This is a genomic window from Pseudomonas artemisiae (assembly GCF_057128685.1).
The window spans coordinates 498,999-520,590 of the sequence record NZ_JBSKHS010000001.1; the positions used below are offsets into that span (position 1 = coordinate 498,999).

Sequence of the window (21,592 nt, forward strand, 5' to 3'; positions counted from 1 at the left end):
CAATCTTTATCTACCCATGGAGTTGTCATGAAAACGCCCGTACTCAGTGCCGCCGTGCTTGCCTTGGCGCTGGCTACCCCCGCCGCGTTTGCCCACCAGGCCGGGGATTTCATCATTCGCGCTGGCGCGGCCAAGGTCTCTCCCGCTGAAGACAGCGGCGAACTCAAGCTCGACGGCGCCCGGGTCAGTGGCACTCGCGCAACGCTCGACGGTGACACTCAACTGGGCCTGGCCCTGGCCTATATGCTCACCGACCATGTAGGCATCGAGCTGCTGGCCGCTACCCCCTTCCAGCACCGGGTAGGCGTAAAAGGCATCAGCGCAGCCACTGGCATCGATGGCTTGGACGGCAAGCTAGGTGATATCCGCCAGTTACCTCCTACCCTGAGCCTGCAGTACTACCCCATGGCGCCTGCGTCGCGCTTTCAGCCTTACGCGGGGATTGGCGTGAACTACACGCTGTTCTTCGATGAAGACCTGAGCAGCGAGCGCAAGGCACAAGGCTTCAGCAATTTCAAATTGCAGGATTCGATCGGCCTGGCCGGCCAGGTAGGGGTGGACTACATGCTCACCGACCACCTGATGTTCAACGCCGCCGTGTGGTACGCCGACATTAACACCAAGGCCAGCGTCGACGGCCCTACCGCCCTGGGTGTGGGCCGCACCAAGGTGAATGTAGAGGTGGACCCTTGGGTATACATGGTAGGCCTGGGGTATAAGTTCTAAGCCAGCAATACAGGCTGGGCCGCCGGCTTCACTAAGGGGCCGGCATTCTGGCGCAGGGAAGGTTCAGCGCCCCAGCAGCCGCCGCAGCCCCTCTTCCAGAGGCGTTACCTTACTTAGCTCAAAGTGCGCTAACAGCCGCTGGTTGTTGGCGCGCGAGTGCTTGATATCCCCACCCCGAGGGGCCTGATAGCTGACTGGCGGCAGGCCACCGAGCACAGCACCAAGCGCCTGCAGCAGCTGGTTTAGCGAGGTTGCATGGTTCAGCCCCACGTTGAACGGCCCCACTGGCGGCTCGGGCGCCTCCAGGGCCTGCACCAGCAGCCCGGCCAGGTCTTCCACGTAGAAGAAATCCCGCGTTTGCTCACCGTCGCCGAACAGGGTAATGGACAGGCCGGCTTGGGCACGCTGGGCAAATATGCTGATTACTCCGGAGTAAGGAGATGATGGGTCCTGGCGGGGGCCATAGATGTTGAAGAACCGAAATACTACTGGCTCCAGGCCATGCTCGCGGCGGTAAAAGTCCAGGTACTGCTCGCTGGCCAGTTTGTCCACGGCATAGGGCGTTAATGGCGCCTTGGGTACGTTTTCGTCTATGGCCTGGCCTTCGCCGTTGTTCCCGTACACTGCCGCGCTGGAGGCGAACAGCACTCGCCGAACACCTTCGGCACGCAGGGCTTCGCACAGGTTCAAGGTGGCAATGAAGTTGCTTTGGTGAGTGGCGACCGGGTCATCCACCGAGGCCTGGACCGAAGCCACCGCAGCCAAGTGCACCGCCGCGCCGCAGCCGCGCACCGCCTCTGTCAGCAGGGCCGCATCGGCGGCATCGCCTACGTACAGTTCAAGGCGGGGGTGGGCCAAGGGCAGATTTTCACGCTTGCCGGTGGACAGGTTGTCCAGTACGCGCACGCGGTAACCCCGGGCAAGCAGCGCCTCGACCAGATGAGAGCCAATGAAGCCGGCGCCGCCGGTGATCAGGATGGGGCGGTCAGCCATGACGATAGTACCGCTGCAACAGGGCTGGCAGCCCGGCACGCCAGGCGCGGGGCTTGATGCCAAAGGTATGGAGGATTTTCTTGCAGGCCAGCACCGCATGCTGCGGCTCTTCGCCTGCATCGGTGCAGGCGGCGTGGGCCTGGGCCGTGGGCGCCTGTACCGCCAGCGTGCGCAGGCTCATGGCCTCGCTGAGTACAGCCTGGCCCAGGGCCAGGGCCGTGGTGGCTTCGTTACCAGCATAGTGGTAAGTGCCCCATAGCGGCGCGGCGCAGTCCAACTGCTTGATCACCGACAGAATGACCCGCGCCGCGTCATCTACCGGCGTAGGGTTACCGCGGCGGTCATCGGCCAACAGCACCTGCTCGGCGCTTTCGGCGCGGCGCAGGAAGCGCCCCAACACACCCTCGGAGCTATCGTCGAGCAGCCAGCCGAAGCGCAGCAGTACGTGTTGCGGGCAAACAGCGCGCACGCTTTGCTCGATGCGCCACAACGCCTGGCCTCGCACGCCCAGGGGGAGCGGTTCGTCTTTTTCACTGTAGGCCGTTGCCCGCGCGCCATCGAACACGCGATAGCTAGACGGTTGTACCAGCACTACACCGTGGTGCTGGCACAGCTCGGCCAACCGCTCCACGGCCTGCTCTTGGGAGGCCAGCAAGGGTTCGCTTACGCCTCCGGCCTGGAACCAGTCGAAGTAGTAGGCAAGGTTAACCAACGCATCGGGGCGGGTGTCGTCAAGGAGCTCGGTCAAGCTCGGGGCATCCCAGCCGTGTTCTGGCGGGCGCGGCGCGAGGAACCCGATATCTTCCTCCGCCCCCTGGCGAATCAGCGCTTGACCAAGGGCGCTACCGCCGCCCAACAGCATTAGGCGCATTCGCATAAATCAATGGGTCCAGTACAAGGTGTGTCGCGTGGCAATCACCACGGCAAGACGGGCCATTTTGCGTGTTTATTGAGCGTTCGTCACCCCTGGCCATAGGGTTGCGGCGCAACTTCAGCTAAACAATGGGTAACGGTCGCTATCCGCGGCCGACCAGACCACTGGGCTGGGGAGACTATCCCGCCCCTTCATGGAGAAACATGCCTACGGCAACTCAGCGATGGGTATTTTCCGAATCATGATCGCACCTGCTTTGCTTGCACCCTATATCGGCAGGTTAGGGTGTTTATACAAGGCGCGCGTGGCGTCACTTCAACAACCCGATCTGACCGTTGCCGTTGCCTAGACGGGGCTAGATCAACTCTTTACAGCGATACCACAGCATGCCTAGCGCCAGCAGCGGCGAGCGCAGACGCTTGCCCCCTGGGAAGCGACGGTGCGGTACCTGGCCGAAGAGGTCCAACGCGCGGCTTTCCCGTTCGGCGATGGCTTGGGCAAGCACCTGGGCGGCGAAGTGGGTCACGTTCAAGCCATGGCCGGAATACCCCTGGGCGTAATAGATGTTGGGTGCGCTGGATAGCCGGCCGATCTGCGGAAAGCGGTTGGCGCTGATGCCGATCATGCCACCCCACTGGAACTCGACGCCCACGCCCTTGAGCTGAGGAAATACCCGCTCCATCTTGGGCCGCATGTACTCGGCGATATTGGCCGGGTCTCGCCCGGAATAATGACAAGCCCCACCAAAGAGCAAGCGATGGTCGGCGGTAAGCCGGTAGTAATCCAAGGCTACCCGCTGGTCACACAGCGCCATGTTCTGCGGAATCAGTGCCCGGGCCCTCGCTTGGCCAAGGGGCTCGGTGGCAATCACATAACTGCCGGCGGGCAATAGCTTGCCCTCCAGCTCAGGCTCCAAATCTTCAAGGAATGCATCGCACGCTAGCACTACCTGACTGGCCGTTACCTGGCCCCGATCAGTGAACACGCGTACCTTCGGCCCTTTTTCGATCCGCCGCACCGGGCTGGCCTCGAACACGCAGGCACCGCGCGCTTCAGCCAGGGCAGCCTCCCCTTGAATGAGCTTTAACGGATGCAAATGGCCTGAACCCATGTCGATAAGGCCACCTGCGTATACCTGTGACGCCACCACGCGGTGCAGGTCGTGCTTCTCTACCAGTTGCAACGGGTGGGGGTAACCTTGGGCCTGCAAGTGCGCTAGCTCCTCGCGCAGGCCTTGCCAATGCCGTGGGGTATTGGCAAGGTCGCAGTACCCCCAACGCAGATCACAGGCCAGGCCGTCACGCTCCACCCGTTGCCGCACGATGTCCACCGAAGTGGAACCGGCCTGGTTGAGAAAGGCCACGCCCTCCTCGCCCACCAGGTGAGCGAAGCGGCTCACGTCATGGCCCAAGCCACGAATCAACTGCCCGCCATTGCGCCCGCTGGCGCCCCAGCCAATACGCTGGGCCTCCAGCAACACCACGGACAACCCGCGCTCGGCCAACTCCAGCGCGGTGTTCACACCGGTGAAGCCGCCGCCAATCACACACACATCGGCGCTGACACTTCCTTCTAGAGCTGGCCGTAATGGCGCCGGTGGTACGGAGGCGGCGTAATAAGAGCCGATATGGGGCAAAGCTTGGGTCATGACGGGTGTACTCACCGGTTGCTCTTCAGGTTGGTTCAGTCTAGCGTTATCAGGCACATGATTTCCCGGGGTTGCTCTTTGGAAATATATAACTTGGCCATGACGCTCGGGGGGAGATAGAGGCCTGGGTGGCCCGTGATGGTATCGCCCATCAAAGTATTGGAGGCAGGGTTTGGGTGGTGACCACGTAGGCAAGGTGCATTAAGAGGTTGATCAGGCACTAGTACATGCCTCCGTGGCGATAAAGGCGCGGGTGTCTGGAAAGAGCATAAATCAATGGGCTGTAGACATACTGGCGCGTGAGGCTGGGGCTTAAACGCAGGCTGTACCGCACGCCCGTTGTGCCCCTGCAGAAGCCAGCGGCAGCTGGCGAATAGCGCCGGCCCCCCATAACCGCCGTTACAGGCCATGCCTGCCCCTACGAACGGTGCTGTATTTCGGGAAACCATTACGCTCAAACCAGCCCTAACCCAAGGCACCCCCCCGCAGTCTGGAGAGGCATGATGAGCGAGAACGACCAAACCTTAACGACCCGGCAAGGGCACCCTGTCACCGACAACCAAAGCCTGCGCAGCGTTGGCGAGCGCGGCCCGGCGACCCTTGAAAACTATCAATTCATTGAAAAGATTACCCATTTCGACCGTGAGCGTATTCCGGAGCGCGTGGTACATGCGCGCGGGACGGCGGCCCATGGGTATTTCGAACCCTACGGCACGATTGGCGGCGAGCCCGCCAGCAAGTACACCCGTGCCAAGGTGCTGACCAAGACCGGCGTCAAAACCCCGATCTTCCTTCGATTCTCCACAGTGATCGGCGGTAAGGAATCCCCGGAAACCGCCCGCGACCCCCGTGGTTTTGCGATCAAGTTCTACACCGAAGACGGTAACTGGGACTTGGTGGGTAACAACCTGAAGGTGTTCTTCATTCGCGACGCGATCAAGTTCCCGGACATGATCCACGCCTTCAAGCCAGACCCCATCACCAACCGTCAGGAAGCTTGGCGCTTTTACGATTTCGTGCAGCACCACCCCGAAGCCTTGCACATGGTCACCTGGGTCAAAAGCCCCTGGGGCATCCCGGCCAGTTACCGGGAAATGCAAGGCTCGAGCGTAAACACTTACAAGCTGGTGAACGAAGACGGCGTTGCCGTACTGTGCAAGTTCTCCTTCGAGCCCAAGCAAGGGGTGCGTAACCTCACCAGTGAGCAGGCCGCGGAAATCCAGAAGCACGAAGTTGGCCACGCCACCAAAGACCTGTATGAGCACATCGACAGCGGTGATTTCCCTGAGTGGGAAATGTGCGTGCAGATCATGTCGGACGACGCTCACGACGAGCTGTCCTTCGACCCTTTGGACGACACCAAGCGTTGGCCGGAAGACCAGTTCCCGTTGTTGCCTGTGGGCCGCATCGTGCTGGACCGTAACCCCTCCAACTTCTTTGCCGAAACCGAGCAAGCTGCCTTCGGTACCGGCGTGCTGGTGGACGGTATCGACTTCTCAGACGACAAAATGCTCCAGGGGCGCACGCTGTCGTACTCCGATACCCAGCGCTACCGTGTAGGCCCGAACTACCTGCAACTGCCCATCAACGCGCCAAAATGCCCCTACGCCACCAACCAGCGTGACGGGCAGATGGCGTACAAGGTGGACACCGGGGGCCAGAACCCCCACGTGAACTACGAGCCTAGCTCCGAAGGCGGCTTGCACGAGGCACCACGCAGCGGGCCGGACTACAAGCAGTGGGTCGAAGGCCATGTAGGCCGTTATCAAACCAGCAAGACCGCGGCGGACTACGAGCAAACCGGTGAACGCTATCGCACCTTCGAAGACTGGGAGCGGGAAGACCTGATCGCCAACATTGTGGCTGACCTCAAGGCTTGCCCAGAAAACATCCAACTGCGGATGGTATGGCACTTCTGGCATTGCGACCCGGACTACGGTCAGCGTTTGGCCCAAGGCGCGGGCATCGACCTGGAAAAAGCCAAGGCCCTGCCGCCGTTGCCCAACCGCCCCGCCCCCGGCCAGGACCGCCCAGGCCCCACCATGACCGACGGCCAACCCGAAGCCAATGGCCAAACCACCCCAACCCAGCCTAGCGTAAAAGGCTAACCTTCAAACCAGCGCCAGCTGGTCAAGGCCCAACCCCCGCCTGGTATCCCTACCGGACGGGGGTTTTTTTATGAGGTACACGTGATGTACGAATTGTTTGGTGCTCCTCGGTCAGGCTCGGCTGCCATTGAGATCGCTCTTGAGTATTGCGGCGTGGACTACCGCGTAATCAACGCCGAGGACGACCATGATGCGCTGCTGCGAATTAACCCTTTGGGACAGTTACCAACCCTTGTACTGCCCGACAGGCACGTACTAACCGAAAGTGCTGCGATCCTGATTCACCTCGGCTTGGTCTTCCCCGCCTCCGGATTATTCGCCCAGGCATCAGAGACCCGGGCACAGCAATTGCGCAGCCTGATTTACCTGGTCACCAACTGCTATGCCGCTATTGGCATCATCGATTACCCCGAGCGATGGTTGAACGATAGTGACAAGGCAACAGCGAAGCACTTGGTGGCTGGCACTAAAGCCAGGCTCTATCAGCAATGGGAAGTCTTCAGTCGCACCTTCGGTACACAGCCTAGCTGGCGGCCCCATACGCCCGGCGCACCTGAAATGTTGGCATCGGTCATTTCCCGGTGGTCCGGTGCTCGGGAGCATTTGCGCATTAAGGCGCCTGAATTCCACGATATGTTGAGGCTTATAGACCGGCATCCACTTGTGAGCGCTGTCTGTGAGCAACATTGGCACTGATGAGATAGATAAATGCATTGGCCTGGGAACCAAGGGGCGCTGAGTACAACTCATGGGTTTCTTTGAAAGAGAATTGCACCCCCATGACCCTTTCCATCGGGCCTCACCAGGCATCGCTCGGGCCTACCGGGGAGCCGGTTGAAGCCTCTAAGTCGGCGGCCGATCTAAAAATCGTTGACCCTCAATTTGGTCCTTACCGTACCCTACCCACGCCCTGGCTCGAACAGCATAAACAAGGTCTTTCAAAGGATGACGCTGCGCTGATCGACCATGTTGTTGCGGCGCTTGAAGGCCGCGTTGCAGTGATGTGCCCGCTTGCGGATGCTGAAGGTGGGAGTTTTCAACTCGCTCAGCCATTTCACGGAGCCGAACAGGTCACCTTTGGTGCCACCCCCAAGGGTGTGATAGACCGCCTTGAAGTGGCGGGCTCGAACATGACTGCCCGAGTATCGATCGGTGGACGTCAATCCGCAGAGGACCCGCCTGCCAAACGCCTGAAAACAGGCCTTAACCAAGGCCGAGTAGCCCTCCCGCTTCCTTCACCCGGCCTGCTGCACCCGGATCGATACAACCCTAACAAAGCCGGCCAAAAGCGCACCCATGACGCAGCAGAACATGAAATGCCATCGTCAGAGGACCCTAGCCGGGTCCGTATGAAGTTGAGCGGCCGCAATGGGGGACAATTCCCAGGAGGCGTTGGTCAAGTCAACCTGAAGATAGCTGAGAAGGCGCAGGGCAAATACGGCGACGCCGGAACACCAAGCAAGCAACCTGCGCAACTCGCCATGCGAGGTGAAGATGGCATGTGGCGAGGTACGCCCCCTGATGGCTCGTTGGCACTTGATAAACTGGATGGGCATTTCATTTACGTGACCATGCTCAACGGCGATATTCGTTTAGGCAACGCCATCAACGGGCAAAATGCCCACGCGCGGCTTAGTGGCAACGCCAAGGACGTACGCTACGCCGGAACAGTTACCTTCTCTGATGGGCATGTACAAAGCTTTACCAACGAATCCGGAACCTATGTACCTCCCGCAGCATTGCGCTATCAGGCGGGTTTTAACCAGGGCGCTGGCTTTGGAGCAGTTGGTCATCCCTTTGTGCCCATTACCGCGCCGGCAAAAGCTCAGGCGGAGCAAGCGTTCGCACAACTGGTTCGAAGTCGTGTCGAAGACGCCTTAAAGCGTTCTGAGTAAGCATCACCTGCTCCTGAACCCTTTCTAGCTCAGGGTGTGTGCTTGCATGAAACGCGGGCCTAAAAGTGAAGATTCATTAACCCGGCTGAACACCCTGGATCCGCATGCACTCAGACCTTTGAACTCACTCTACTCAAAGGAGCTGCAATGGCGACCGCTGCTGATTTCATGGTCAATACGCTCAAGCAAGCCGGTGTCAAACGCGTCTACGGCGTGGTGGGCGATTCGCTCAATGGCTTTACCGACGCCATGCGTCGCCTGGGCGGCATGGACTGGATACATGTGCGTAATGAAGAAGCCGGCGCGTTTGCCGCGGGCGGCGAGGCTCACCTAACGGGTGAACTGGCGGTGTGCGCTGGCAGCTGCGGGCCAGGCAACCTGCACTTGATCAACGGGCTGTTCGACTGCCACCGCAGCGGCGTGCCTGTGCTAGCCATTGCCGCGCATATTCCTAGCAGCGAAATCGGTATCGATTATTTCCAGGCTACCCACCCTGAATCATTGTTCCGGGACTGCAGCCACTACGTGGAGCTGGTCTCCACCCCTGAACAGCTGCCGCAAATTCTCGAACGGGCGATGCGCGTGGCGATTAGCCGACGTGGCGTCGCAGTGGTAGTGATCCCAGGGGACGTGGCCCTTGCCCCACTGGATGCCCCTGTCAGCAAATGGCTGGCACCCAAAACGCCGATCATGGTGCCCGACGTGGCTCAACTGAACGAACTGGCGCAATTTCTCGATGAGGGTAAGCGTATTACCCTGTTATGCGGCGCGGGCTGTGCCGGGGCTCATGATGAGGTGGTCGCCCTGGCCAAGCACCTTAAGGCGCCCATCGTACACGCGTTGCGGGGCAAGGAATACCTGGAATACGACAACCCCTATGATGTGGGCATGACCGGTTTGATCGGCTTTGCCTCGGGGTTCAACGCGATGAAGGCCTGCGACACGTTGCTGATGCTCGGTACCAACTTCCCTTACCGACAGTTCTTCCCCGAACATTCGCGCATTGCCCAGGTTGACCTCAAGCCCGAAGCCTTGGGCAACCGCTGCCCCTTGGCCATCGGCGTACTGGGCGATGTGAAGCACACCCTTCAGCAGTTGCTGCCTCGCCTGAGCGAGCACACCGACCCAGAGCACCTCAACCGGGCGGTGGCCGACTACGACAGCACCCGTAAGGACCTGGACAAGCTCGCCGAAAGCGGCCCGAACAGCGCCATCATCCACCCCCAATATGTGAGCCGCCTGGTCAGCGAGCTGGCCGACGAAGACGCCGTTTTCACCTGCGACGTAGGCACGCCCACGGCCTGGGCCGCGCGCTACCTAAAAATGAATGGCCAACGCCGCCTGGTCGGCTCCTTCAACCACGGCTCCATGGCCAATGCCATGCTCCAAGCCATCGGCGCGCAGGCGGCCTACCCTGGGCGGCAAGTGGTGTCCATGTCTGGGGACGGCGGCTTCAGCATGATGATGGGCGACTTCATTACCCTTAGCCAAGCCAACCTGCCGGTCAAAGTGATTGTGCTGAACAACGGCACCCTGGGCTTTGTGGAGATGGAAATGAAAGCTAGTGGCCTGGTAGACGTAGGTTGCGAACTCAAGAACCCCAACTTCGCCCTGCTCGCCGAAAGCATGGGTGTAAAAGGCATCCGCGTGGAACGCCCACAAGACTTGCGCGACGCCATCACCGCCGCCTTCGCCCACGACGGCCCGGTATTGGTGGATGTGGTCAGTGAACGTCAGGAACTGATCATGCCACCGGAGATCACCGCCGCTAACGTGAAAGGCTTCGGGCTGTTTATGCTTCGCGCCGTACTGGATGGGCGGGCCAAGGAGGTGGTGAATTTGGCTAAGAATAATTTGATGCGGTAGATACGAAAAGCTCCCGCTGGGCAGAGCGGCTATGCCTTACCAGCGCCTTACCGCCAGTTAAGGGTTACCACCAAGAAAAATAGGCATTAAAATGCCTAAAACTAAACCTCCAGGGGGTATTTTCGGCATTATAGTGCCTATGCGCTTTCTTAAACGGTACCGGAGCCCACAATGCCTGACGTGCCCTATAGATTGACTGTCCAGGTATACACAGAGGGAACCTGGCAGGATGCCCTGGCACTGGACTTCACGAGGCCTGATCTGGGTTTCACCGGGCCGACCAACTATTCCTACTTTCCAGAGTATGTCGCGAAGCATACAGAACGCCTTTATAGCAAGCTTGATTGCGCTGTCAGCGCAAGGTTGCCGCTTGGCTTCGATTTATGGCTTGAGGATACGGCGCCCGCATTCCTGCTCGATATCGTGCCCTCCGGCGCGGCGGGAACATTCCTAGCCCGCCGTCTGCTCCATGAGAATACTCAAGACCTGAACAGGGATCTTTTCCTGCTAGGGAGGTGCAGCCTAGCGCCTGTAGGCAATATCCGCGTCAAGGAATCCATGGGCTATCTCGAGGGCGTACCGCTTGTAGGGTTTCCTCGAAGCGAGGTCATTGTCCGGGATGCTGGCTTTCTTGAGTATGCCTATGAGCAAGGTGCGGCAATCGGCGGCGCCACAGGGGCCGGTGGCGAAGCACCCAAGCTGTTGTTGGTTGAGGATCACGCTGGCATGGTGTTCCCCGATGCTGTTCTGCCGGATGAACACGTCGCCCAGCATTGGTTCGTAAAGTTTGCTCGTAACCAGGCGCTACAAAGCGACCTTGATGTGCTGACCAGCGAATTCTGTTATTACCGCGCTATTCAGACTATTGGGCTTGATACCGTACCCACGGATGGTCTGGCCTTGGAAGAAGGGAATAAACCAAGCTTGTGGATGCATAGGTTTGATAGAGCAGTAACCGGCACGGGTATTGAGCGTACTGCCGTGGAGTCCATTTACTCCCTGGCGGGGATCATAGTCACTGGGGCGCACATGGAACATACCGCTGTAATTGCGTGCCTGGTTGAGCTGTGGCAAAGCGCAGGACAGGCAGAACAGGTCGATGACATGATTGCCGAATACCTGATGAGGGACCTGCTGAACCAGATTCTGGGCAATTCAGACAACCATTGTCGAAACATGTCGATCTTACGCACCCCTGCTGGAATTAAGCTGGCGCCTATTTATGACCTTGCTCCAATGGTCATGGACAGCGAAGGGGTTACTCGATCCACCAAGTGGGCGCAGCCCATTGAACATGTAGGACGAGTGGACTGGTTATTGGCATGCCAAGCGCTGGCTGAGTGGACGAATCCTGACGATCAGTTTGAAAGGCTACGAGCAAACGCCCAGCGCTTTCTGGCGCTACCAGACTTATTAAGGCGCTACGGCCTGCCCGACGTGACCATGAATCATCCCATGACAGCGTTGCGAAAACTGCCTCAGTGGCTCAACGCGCGGGGCTTGATCTGATGGACATAGCAGAACGGGCAAAACGCTTGGCTCAGGTGCAGGAAAAGCTCGCGACAGGCGAACTGACGATTGGCAAGGCCGTGCAAACACTGCGCAAGGATTTTACGGGGCTTGATCAAGAAACATTCGCGAAAATGTGCAAGCTGTCCCCCAGGGCCCTGCGCCAGCTTGAACACGACGAATCCAATCCTACCCTGCACACCTTAAACAGTGTCTTCAAGCCGTTTGGAATGCAGGTGGGAATCGTACCTGCCCCTAAAAGGCAGCGAGGTACTCGTGTTTAGCCTTCGGTGGAAAGCGAGCTTATCCAGGCAGTGAGAATTTCAGCCACTTATAACCATGTTTAACCATCCTTGTGCTCCAGGCGTATCTGAATTTTACTTTTGGGGCCAAAAGAAAGCCCCAAGCGCTTGATGCTTGGGGCTTTCAGGGAAAGATTTTACCCTTCAGGGCTAAGCTATACCCTAAAATGGTTTTAACTACCAAGCAGCATGCAAGAAAGCCGACCGAGTGGGCATGATATTTGACTATAAAGAGGTTTGGAAGGATTGTCGTCGTGCTGAATCGTATAAATGTAAGGTTTTACGTAAAGTTAAGTGGGCCAGCCTCAAGAAAATTTTACAAAGTCGACTAATCAGTTCGAATCAACCCCACACTGCTTTCCTAGCATGACGCACCAAGAACTACCTAGCCTGCCTGAATACCTAGGGATTACAGCAATCAGATGCTCCGCCGCCGCATACAGTGGACGCACGCTGAGCCAGCGGACAAGTTTTATGCGTAGCCCTGGCCTTTACACCGTACTGGTTCGCGAGCGAAAGGGTGCTGATCTAAAAGACGCATCTACTCGACCACCCCCCTACGGATAGCACCTATGCAAATCAAACTCTGACAACAGGATTCACCGCAGTGATAGCGTGATACGCCGGCCATTTCTCCAAGCCTCCAACGGCTACATGAGCCGCAACTCAAGAGAATCTGTCGCCAACTGAGGGGCGAAGCAGGACCGATACAGCCCGAAAAACCACCATACCCGTGATGCCGGGGCCAATACCACATGGGGCGAGTGCTCAGCTAAATGCCACTGGATCGCTTAAACGGTCGGTCCACGACTTCGAAATCACGTGATTACTGCGCTTGAAGCTATTGACTCGGACTCCGGGCGTTAAGCCGGCACGGATATACAGTCGCTTTAGCGCAGCTTGCGGAAAATCGAAGAGATTTGGAAAAATTCGACAAATCAACGCTAACTTACATGTCGTAGTGGTAATCAACGCCGTTAGGGTAATCGGCCCGCCTCAACATAAGAACCGGTGCCGCAATACCCAACCAAACCCACTGAAGGGTTGAGGATACTCCTTGTCAAAAGCCAAGTTATATTGGCAGGCGCAATTTAGGAGCCTTCTAACTAGTTCACTGACGCGTCTGATGGCTTAGGTTGACCGCCCTATAAAAGACATCAGAGAATTCTAATTAATTGAACTCAATCCTCATTGCAGCAGTGAATCTTTCTACAGAATCCAAGCCGAGACCTTTGATCCGGGCGTTAAGAGTAGCGGCATCATCATGCGCCCTCTTAGAGTCTCGGAGCTTCACAACCAGCTGTTCGGACAACGATCTTATATCGTCCTCTCGCGGGGCATCCATACTACCTAGAACGTCCACCGAACCAACATAACTCTGAAGTCCGAGCTCAGTAAGATGCTCATAAAGCCCAGTATTTTGCGAGATCACTAACGGTATTCCGAGGGATATCGCTTCCCACCCTACTAGTCCGAAACCATCATGAACAGACGGCATTACAATCAGGCTACTATCCATAATATATCTTAACGTGTCGGATCTAGAGTTGCGAAAAGAAAGGAACTCCGTACTGACAAGCTTACCTGCACCATCGTTTATAAGCTTTTTATAGTGAGATTCATCCTGATCATCGGCACTTCCGATAAAACGAACTAAAGCATCTCGCAAATTCAACTCCTTTATAGCCAGACCGATCGCGCTCACAGCCAGCAGTCCTTGCTTCACTAGCTCTGCACCTTGCCCAAGACGGCCTACGTAGGTAATACACGGTATATCCCTAGGAGACCTTACTGGCTGCAAGTCAAGTAAGTTGGGGACATATTCGTATACTTGCGCACGGGAGGTAGAGAGTCTCAAAAGTGACTGAGCGTGTTTAACAAGCTTTGGTCCGACTGCAAAGACTGCATCAGCCTTAGCTAGTAACAACCGCTGGCCTTCTACCTTCTGATTACTTTTCTCGGATGAGTTCATCATTGAATAGTAGGCTGCGTAAGACATGTGGCAGAAAACTATCGATTTCGCACCAAGTTCAGCAGCTAAATTGCAGCAGAATTCTCCGGTTATCAAATCGTGGCCGAGTACAAATTTTACGTGGCCAACATCCCGTAGTTTCTCGCGAGCTAAAGACACATCGAAACCGAAGAATTGGCTTCCTCCATCTACCCTAAGACAACGAATATCTACTCCCCCTGTTTCCTCAACAATATCGGCATTTGTTGGAACGATGCATATGATCTCGTATTTCTGCGCAGAATCATGAGTCAGGGAAGCACAAAGATCTAGATTGAATGAGTTGATACCACCATGCAGTACGCCCCAACATGTAGCGGCCACAACGATAACTTCCTTATTAGTTGCAGAGTCTATTAAAGACACTGCACCTGAAGCGCTAAACTGATCCTGCCCATCGCCTGTGGCAAGCGTCGAATCAAGCAATAATTTCTGAGAGGCAGCGTATCCAATTAGCTGCGAACAAAGCTTGCCGTCTTCTGTGAGAAGCATAGAAGACCATTCGTGAACGCTAATTAGCGCAAATATCTTGGCCAAGGACTCGTTATTATACATTTTGGCGAGAGTTCGGGTGAATGATTTCTCCCCCCTCGCATCTAGCCACTTAAAAAATCGGTAGCAGATATCAGTAGCACCACTCTGTGCCACCGCTACCAGCTCATCGGAGCTTTGACAATATTCGGCCTCGCGGATCAACCAATTCATCAAATCAGGTATGCCCCCGCTTAAGCTTAAAATCTGGGAAGAGTAGCGCTTGTCGAGACCAAAAGATGCGACAGTAGCTTCTACCTCAAGCTGGGTATATCCCTTAAGAGTTAGCGTAGTGTGTCCTTGGCCAAACTCAGAGGCAAGGAAGTCGTGCTTGTTATTCTCGACCGCCCATCGACTTCGTAGAGTGCTCAGCTTGACGGGCAACTCGACGACAGTTCTTAACTTCAGCTTGTGCTCTAGATCGCGCAATGCTGTACCGACATCCCAAGTGAGCGCTCGCACGGCTTGGTGAAATGCTTCAATGATTAGCACTGGTGTACGGCCAGAGTCATATACAGCCTTTAGAACCTTGTGCAAGTCACCGCCAATATCGTTACCTTCGCATTTAATAAGGCCACTAGGGTCCCACTGTGCGACTACGCCGTTTATAAAGGTTTGAGGGCTCTCGATGCGACCCGCCCGAAATCTTGCTATCGCCAGCGAAGCGCTGTCCACGCCGGTTTCCGCGTGAAATTTCCGATCATTCAAAAGATCGAAGAGCGAGGTGGGATCTGTGAGCGGCGGGGACACTAAGATTGTATTGCTACCGCTGACCCAAGACTTGACAACACGTCGAGCAATAGCAACAGATGATTGAGGCATAAGTAAATTATTCATACATTCGCCAATTGCTCAAGTTTGTCATTAATTATTGCCCAAAGAGCTCCAGAACGATGCCGAATTGACTCGCCTAGCATCGGAATGCTGAACTCGAGCGCAGCTAACTCTTTATGGCGCTTAAGGTAACCTAGCTGGATCGCACTTTCGACCCCCGAATTTATATCGGATTTAGATAAATTGTACCGACCAACTAATGGTGATCTGTGTGATCTTAACTCACCATTCATTAGCGGCCCGCCGGAAATAGGGCTCCTAATTTCAGCAGCAGAATACAAGACAGCGCGTACTAGTAACTGATCCCTTTCGTCCCGCGTGTAAAGCACTCTAAGTTCATCCTCCCCGGGGTCATCGAGACTGTCTAACGCCGTCACTCCGGTTGATTTATCCAAAAGTGATGCAAGACCTTGAATAACATCCGAATGCATGAGATATTTTTGCTGCGAAACTGCGTAGGTAGCTCCCGCCACTAATTTCATATAGTAGGGTATGCCGGCCGTTATTTTAATCAAGAATTCCAACGTTTTATCTGGAAGCTTATACTTGCCACGCAATACCGCAGGCTCAACTATCTCGCGAGCACGCTTCTTCTGTAGCTCGGTCTTTGTGCCAAATGGTATTAAATCGAAGTTCTGAATACTATTGTACAAAGCTGCTTGGGGATTTCTAACAAACATAGTTCGCGCAGGGTTTGATCCTGAAAATACCATCCCAATTGAAGGCTGGGAGGAAATGATGTGCCGAAACTGCCACGTCAATTCAACTGCGACATCTTTAGCAATGCCGCCAGATAACGTCATTTCGGAAAGCTTGTCGATCTCATCAATTAAAAAATATACCCGTGTCAGCCTTTCAGATCTGGAGATTATTTCTTTTGCCAAAGCAGTAAGAAATATATCCGCACCGGACGCAAATGGAAGTTGCTCGCCAATTCGGGCAAAATCAACGATCCCGCTTCTTAATTCAAGATTCTCATCATTGAATTGAGCGCGTGACCAAACCCAGTGATTAAAATCTTTAACCGTTTGAAAACCTTTGTCCATTGATAGAAAAATGATTGCATTGTCGCGGCCTACTTTATGAGAGTAAGCGTCCAGGATTCTAAACAACATCGTAGTTTTGCCCGAGCGGCGAGGGCTGGATATCCAGATGCTACCAGCACGCTCGTGATCGAACAGCGCTGTTTCGATCCGCTTTTCGTCTTCATCTCGGTGAACGTATTCAACGCCACGCATTTGGAACTGAGGAAAATCGCCGAATGCTTTGCTCAGTTGCTCCGAACTCATGGGGTTGAATGGGACAGCGGAATCCGCTTTCACGCTCAGGTTGATATCAGCGATTACACGCTTTTCTTCAAGAGTTATAAACTCACATCGCACCCGAATTACTGTGGAACTAAGCTCCGGTATATTTATTATAAGGTTGACTCGTTCGTCCCTTACACCAAAAAAAGGCCCACTAAATTTAATCTTGCTCCGACCATTCCCAAACGTAATACTCCCATCGCCTGGCAATTCAAGCTCTATGTCCAGTGGTGGGTTAATAGGCCTAGGCGTGATCGTAAGAATCCCCATCCACTCTTTGCGACCAAGTGCCCGCTCTAGCGGAGATGAGAACTCAATTTCGGCGGGCAACCCGCTATTTCTCGTTACAGACGCCAAGACCGCTTGAGTAAATATCACGAAAGGTTTGGATTGTGACGCTCCGCGAATATTCTCAAGACTTTCTCGACCTTGTGAGGAGTCTGCCCCTTCTAATAACTGCGCATAGGCTAATGCAACTCTTTTTTCGATATCTATTGGTGATAGCGTGAAGCAAAGTCCAACGTGTTTATACAGCCCGACCTTGTACAGAAGGAGCATCAGCGACGCTCTAACCTCGGCCTGTTGCTTTTCGCCAGTGAATACATCCCAGAGAAGCTTCATGGCGATTCCGGGAGGGAAACCAGGAAGCTCTGGCTTACCAAATAATGCGACAGCTTCTTGTCGAGGAACATCTGTAAAAATCTGTAGGTTACTTAGTTCCCGCACAGCTGTCCCGACCTGACTTCTAAAGTCATGCTTGCCGGTACCAACGTCAGCAGCATCTTTATTGGCCCACCTCAGAATAATCGTTCCAATCGCATCGACAATTATTGCGCCCCCTAGCTTTCCTTTTTGATTAAGGGCCCATTGGACGGGGCCAGCTTTTTCGCAGGCAGTGATTAAACCAAGTGCGTAAGAAGCTTCGGTGTCCGCGAGAGCAGCAGGAATATTTAATGCACAGATTACTGCGGCTAAAAAAGCGTCCCGTTCAGGCGAATCAACAGTAATTTGAACTGAACTGAGGTCTTGAATTGACGAGAGACTTAGCGCTAACCCGCCAATCCAATCTCTGCCTTCCATAGCGTCATTGTAGCCACCCATGAACACGGTCGACTCTGATACGTGACGCACTAGCCATGAACTGACCAAATCCCTGTAGTCACCTAACTCCCATTGCTCCGATGAACTCACATCCGACCGAGGACTAGTCACGAAATCACTAAGGGCAATCGAGTCCTCGACATTGTTGGACTGCACGTCGGCCGTTTCCAACTCTTCTGTTAGACCAGATAAATCGGCATCGATAGCAAACTTTTTTATGACATTTTTCAGATCTTCTGCTGAGCCAACGTCCTCCATGAGTGTGGCGCAGTCTAGCCAAGACTCAATTAATGACTGTCCTAGACTCAAGTCCTTTAGCAACGCCGGCATGGCCGCGATTGCTTCGGATGCTAGTAGCTCAAGAAGTCGTTTATACTGGGCCTGTAAAACTTGTGGCCTTCTTAGCTGGTCGGCAATAGGATTCAACAATGATTCCCACACTTCTGCTACAAATTGCGATTCGCTGGCAATAGGCAAGGCGCTTGGGGTCGAAAGTCGCTCAGACTGTTCTAGAGCACAATCAACCAATGCCGACGATAAGTTTCTTGTATCGGCAAACTTCCTAAGAACTTTTATGTGAAGTCTTCTGTGCGATGATGCTTGGACCAGCGCATCGTATCGCATTGATAAGGCTGAGGTTTCCTCGTGCTGTTCGACGTCCTCGTCAAAAGCGCGTATGCCGTCTATCAGCCTTCTACGTTGCTCTAACAGCTGCGCTTCTTTTTCCAGTCGACTTACTAGGTCCTGAGCTGAACTAATAATCCTACTACACTGAGTCCAACTCTTTTCTTCGAAAGCGAGCTCCATGTTTCGCACTTGCATTGAGCTTTCCGCAGTGACGTCAAAAGATGCGAGTCTTCTTTTGACGTCAGATATGCTTACGGCAAGTTTTATTGAGGAAAGGTGAATCTCCTGATAAAGAGATTGTTTCTCGCTATCTCCGATCAGGTTAGGGAATGAAAGTATTAAACGTTCTTGGGCTTCTAAACACCCTGCGACTTTGTACAAGTCCCAAAGCCTCTCAGGTGTATTACAGCCCGCAAGTTGAGCAAGAAGATCTGTAACTAGCTTTCGCCAGCCGACCTTCACTCCTGCGAGTTGCTCCAGATAAGACCTCGGTAAATTACAGTCTGCTGGAATACCGGCTCCATGTCGAGCATCTTGGGCGTCAGTTCTGACTGCAACTAATGCATTCATTTTAGCATTCAAAGTTTTGGCAATGTAATCAATCCAAAGCTTCAACCTAGCACGCTCGGACTCGTAGTCTATTGCCGTAAGCACATCACGAATAGGGTGTTCTTCACTGTGGACTATGAATTGCTCAACAACATTCTGCTCGCACCAGTTCTTTATCTTCGCAAGCCTGCCTGCGATATATACTTTCGTTGCCGCCTCGTATTGGGATTCGGAATAAACTGTGTGCTGCAATGTCCTCAGCCAGTGGAAATAACGATCTTCAATGTCGAGATCTTCAACAGCCGCCAGCAGCTGACTCGAGGTCTCCATGATGTCATTAGCAAGGACATATAACCTCAACGGTTCAATGCAATCCTTGTAAGCGGTTTTCCACAATGCCGCGTAATTCCCCTCACCATGGGGGCGATATGTTAGCAATACATCAAGATCATTCCATAAAGACGTATCGCTCGCTCTATCATTCATTCCTTCATCTATTTTTATTTCGTTTCCAATTTCGCGAAGCTCTTTCAGAACCCCTACGCCTTCATCCTCGGCGCTGCTTATATATATAGCCGAAATCAGCCGTTCCAGAGGAGGACTGCTGATATCAGTAGGGTCTCTCATATACTGACAAAGTGGCCATAGCGACCAAAAATCAAAGCTATCAGGGTCTTTTTGCGAGGCGGCCACTAGAAACCCCAACACCTGAACTAGAAGAACACTAGGACAAAGCGATTCAGAAGATCTAGCAATCTGCTCCAGTTGTACTGGATCTAGAAACGACAGCTTTCGCCCAAGGCTGTCCCAGTCATCCGCATAGCTTTCCAACTTTTGAACTATCAATTCACTCACTGAAGCGCTTGGAACTGAAAGTGCTTTTCTGCAAAAGAGCCAAGTAAAATCACATTCCGCGTGGTTTTCTAGGCAATGCGCAACAATAGCCGCCCAGTGTTCCTCCATATGCGGATCAGTCGTCGCGTCCCATTCTAAGCTGGGGGCGATAGCTGTGATGTAACGCAACGACGAATCCCATCTAATGCGTGATTCATTGTAGGAACTCGCCGCACTGGATATTTCTCTGAGCTGAGTTAAAGCCGGTTTGAAATCAAGTGCGTAGCATTGATTAATTTGGTTTTGATATCGCTCTAATATTTCGCTAGAAAAATTGGCCAATGATTTATCCAGCAAAATCAAATTATACAATTCCGCCAGTTTCTTTTCTAATGTTGGAAGCGCTGCCCCGTCAGTCAATAAAGGTGGTTGCGAAACCCATGATTCCTCAAACCGTATAACCGTCAGACTATTAAGACGAGTTCTCACCCGCTCCAACAGTATTCTCGCTTTTTCATCGCCAGCGCTGACAATCTCTCTTAGCTCATCTAGCTTTACGCGGGTTTTCTCAGCAGCTCCTTCGAGCAGCTCTATATTCTGATAGTCCCGAGCAATAGCTATTAACGTTTTTTGAACTGCCTCGGCCTCTTTGAAAATTTGCCCGAATAATAATTTAAACTGTAAACGGACTGAGTCTATCACCTCATCATTTTGCGGAGGCTTGTCTTTTTCCTCTGCATCGTTAGCTGCCACGCTATTAGGCTTTTCGTTCGGTTTCTCAATTCGATCCAAACTTTTAGCCAGCTTCGCATCAGGCACCTTGATGGGCGGACTAAGCAAAGCCAATAGTTCAATGCTGGCAGTTTTGTCTAATTCTTCAAGCAGACCATTGGCAAACTTCTTTAATTCAGTGCCGGCACCATTCCTCATTCGAGAGGCGCTTTGAAGTCTTTCGCACAGTCCCCAAATAAACGTAGCGGTAGCTACAAGGTTTTCATTTGAAAAACTGGTCAACAAGACAGCCATTTCAGAGAGCCTGTCCTGCCGGGGGTAAAACCTGCCGTCCAACGATTTTTTAAAAAACCCCGACAAGCTGTCTCCCTTTATGTCTAGCCGTGCATCATTTTGCTTTGCAAGTGATTGGGCTAGGTGAGCAAGAGATCTAGGGACGCCTCGCTTTTTTAAAACGTAGTTGGAATACCAGGTGCGCCTCCATTCCACTTTCTCGCATTGCTCAGCGAAAGCTTTGATTTTGGCACGATCATTATCGGGAACATTCGTCAATTTTACTAATGACTTAATGCGCCTGATACCAAAACCAGTTTCCTTCCATAACCTTTCAAAGAATTCTAAATTTAGATTTCCTGTTTCTTCGTAAAACAAAGATGGAAGGGGTCCACTTTGACTCGTCGCGTTCTCGCCCATAACGTTTCTGTGCTCGGTGAATTTTTATGGTTTTATCTAGAGTATGGACGCATCGAAATGCGCGCTATGCAATCGAAAAAAAATGCCGCTCATATGGGCTTCGAATACACTCGTCTTTGGGCAAGACGAGATTGCACTTCAACTAGGGTAATGGCTATTTCGACATAAATTGCGCGCCACGGAGGGCTCGCAATTGGCAGCCATAGCGCGCGGTCTAGGTGTCGCTTCACGGCATGACGATTTTTTTGTTGGAGACGAGAGGGTGACCCCTTCACCAGATATTTTTCAACCATTGTTCCGTCCCTGAATGTTGACATAATCGACTGAATATACGCTTTTCCAATCATGTGGTACACCACCGACCGTAAGCCCCCTTACGCTCTTCGATGCCTCCGGCAAAGCACGCTGGCTCATGCTGGTTGAGCAGACCTTCCTCCCCTTGCTGAAGGCAT

12 protein-coding genes and 1 pseudogene are annotated in these 21,592 nt (G+C 53.8%); 8 read left to right on the top strand and 5 right to left on the bottom strand.

Going from position 1 to position 21,592, the window contains the following annotated elements:
• The first annotated feature begins 27 nt into the window (after positions 1 to 27).
• Entirely contained in the window at positions 28 to 726 is a 699-nt protein-coding gene (locus ACWKV4_RS02335; RefSeq protein ID WP_483830514.1) for an OmpW/AlkL family protein, read from the top strand.
• 63 nt (positions 727 to 789) lie between these two features.
• Here ACWKV4_RS02335 and ACWKV4_RS02340 read toward each other — a convergent pair whose 3' ends face one another.
• The 3 genes from ACWKV4_RS02340 to ACWKV4_RS02350 form a co-directional block, all read right to left on the bottom strand.
• On the bottom strand, positions 790 to 1,719 hold the full coding sequence (locus ACWKV4_RS02340) for an NAD-dependent epimerase/dehydratase family protein (protein WP_483830515.1): 930 nt from the start codon (positions 1,717 to 1,719) through the stop codon (positions 790 to 792).
• The gene (locus ACWKV4_RS02345) at positions 1,712 to 2,596 is read right to left on the bottom strand and encodes a sugar nucleotide-binding protein (protein ID WP_483830516.1); all 885 of its coding nucleotides are present in this window, start codon (positions 2,594 to 2,596) and stop codon (positions 1,712 to 1,714) included. The genes ACWKV4_RS02340 and ACWKV4_RS02345 overlap by 8 nt, the downstream gene beginning before the upstream one ends.
• Before the next feature lie 352 nt (positions 2,597 to 2,948).
• Complete coding sequence (locus ACWKV4_RS02350; RefSeq protein WP_483830573.1) at positions 2,949 to 4,241, bottom strand: NAD(P)/FAD-dependent oxidoreductase; 1,293 nt, start codon at positions 4,239 to 4,241, stop codon at positions 2,949 to 2,951.
• 232 nt (positions 4,242 to 4,473) lie between these two features.
• On the opposite strand from ACWKV4_RS02350, the pseudogene ACWKV4_RS02355 reads away from it, so the two are divergent.
• The 7 genes and pseudogenes from ACWKV4_RS02355 to ACWKV4_RS02385 form a co-directional block, all read left to right on the top strand.
• Positions 4,474 to 4,557: pseudogene (locus ACWKV4_RS02355) on the top strand (toxin-antitoxin system HicB family antitoxin); the annotation flags it as partial.
• 187 nt (positions 4,558 to 4,744) lie between these two features.
• Positions 4,745 to 6,349, top strand: a complete 1,605-nt coding sequence (locus ACWKV4_RS02360) for a catalase (protein ID WP_483830517.1) — start codon at positions 4,745 to 4,747, stop codon at positions 6,347 to 6,349.
• Between the two features lie 84 nt (positions 6,350 to 6,433).
• Positions 6,434 to 7,045: a glutathione S-transferase gene (locus ACWKV4_RS02365; RefSeq protein ID WP_483830518.1), complete on the top strand. Its 612-nt coding sequence runs from the start codon at positions 6,434 to 6,436 to the stop codon at positions 7,043 to 7,045.
• 83 nt (positions 7,046 to 7,128) lie between these two features.
• Positions 7,129 to 8,244, top strand: a complete 1,116-nt coding sequence (locus tag ACWKV4_RS02370) for a hypothetical protein (protein ID WP_483830519.1) — start codon at positions 7,129 to 7,131, stop codon at positions 8,242 to 8,244.
• Positions 8,245 to 8,391: 147 nt separating this feature from the next.
• Positions 8,392 to 10,110, top strand: a complete 1,719-nt coding sequence (poxB, locus tag ACWKV4_RS02375) for a ubiquinone-dependent pyruvate dehydrogenase (RefSeq protein ID WP_483830520.1) — start codon at positions 8,392 to 8,394, stop codon at positions 10,108 to 10,110.
• A 171-nt stretch (positions 10,111 to 10,281) separates the two neighbouring features.
• The gene (locus ACWKV4_RS02380; protein ID WP_483830521.1) at positions 10,282 to 11,619 is read left to right on the top strand and encodes a HipA domain-containing protein; all 1,338 of its coding nucleotides are present in this window, start codon (positions 10,282 to 10,284) and stop codon (positions 11,617 to 11,619) included.
• Positions 11,619 to 11,903 (top strand): helix-turn-helix domain-containing protein, encoded by a 285-nt coding sequence (locus ACWKV4_RS02385; protein ID WP_483830522.1) that lies wholly within the window; start codon positions 11,619 to 11,621, stop codon positions 11,901 to 11,903. Before ACWKV4_RS02380 ends, ACWKV4_RS02385 begins: the two co-directional genes overlap by 1 nt.
• Positions 11,904 to 13,092: 1,189 nt before the next feature.
• Here ACWKV4_RS02385 and ACWKV4_RS02390 read toward each other — a convergent pair.
• On the bottom strand, positions 13,093 to 15,300 hold the full coding sequence (locus ACWKV4_RS02390; protein ID WP_483830523.1) for a glycosyltransferase family 4 protein: 2,208 nt from the start codon (positions 15,298 to 15,300) through the stop codon (positions 13,093 to 13,095).
• Complete coding sequence (locus ACWKV4_RS02395) at positions 15,297 to 21,140, bottom strand: ATP-binding protein (RefSeq protein ID WP_483830524.1); 5,844 nt, start codon at positions 21,138 to 21,140, stop codon at positions 15,297 to 15,299. The genes ACWKV4_RS02390 and ACWKV4_RS02395 overlap by 4 nt, the downstream gene beginning before the upstream one ends.
• Between the last annotated feature and the right edge of the window lie 452 nt (positions 21,141 to 21,592).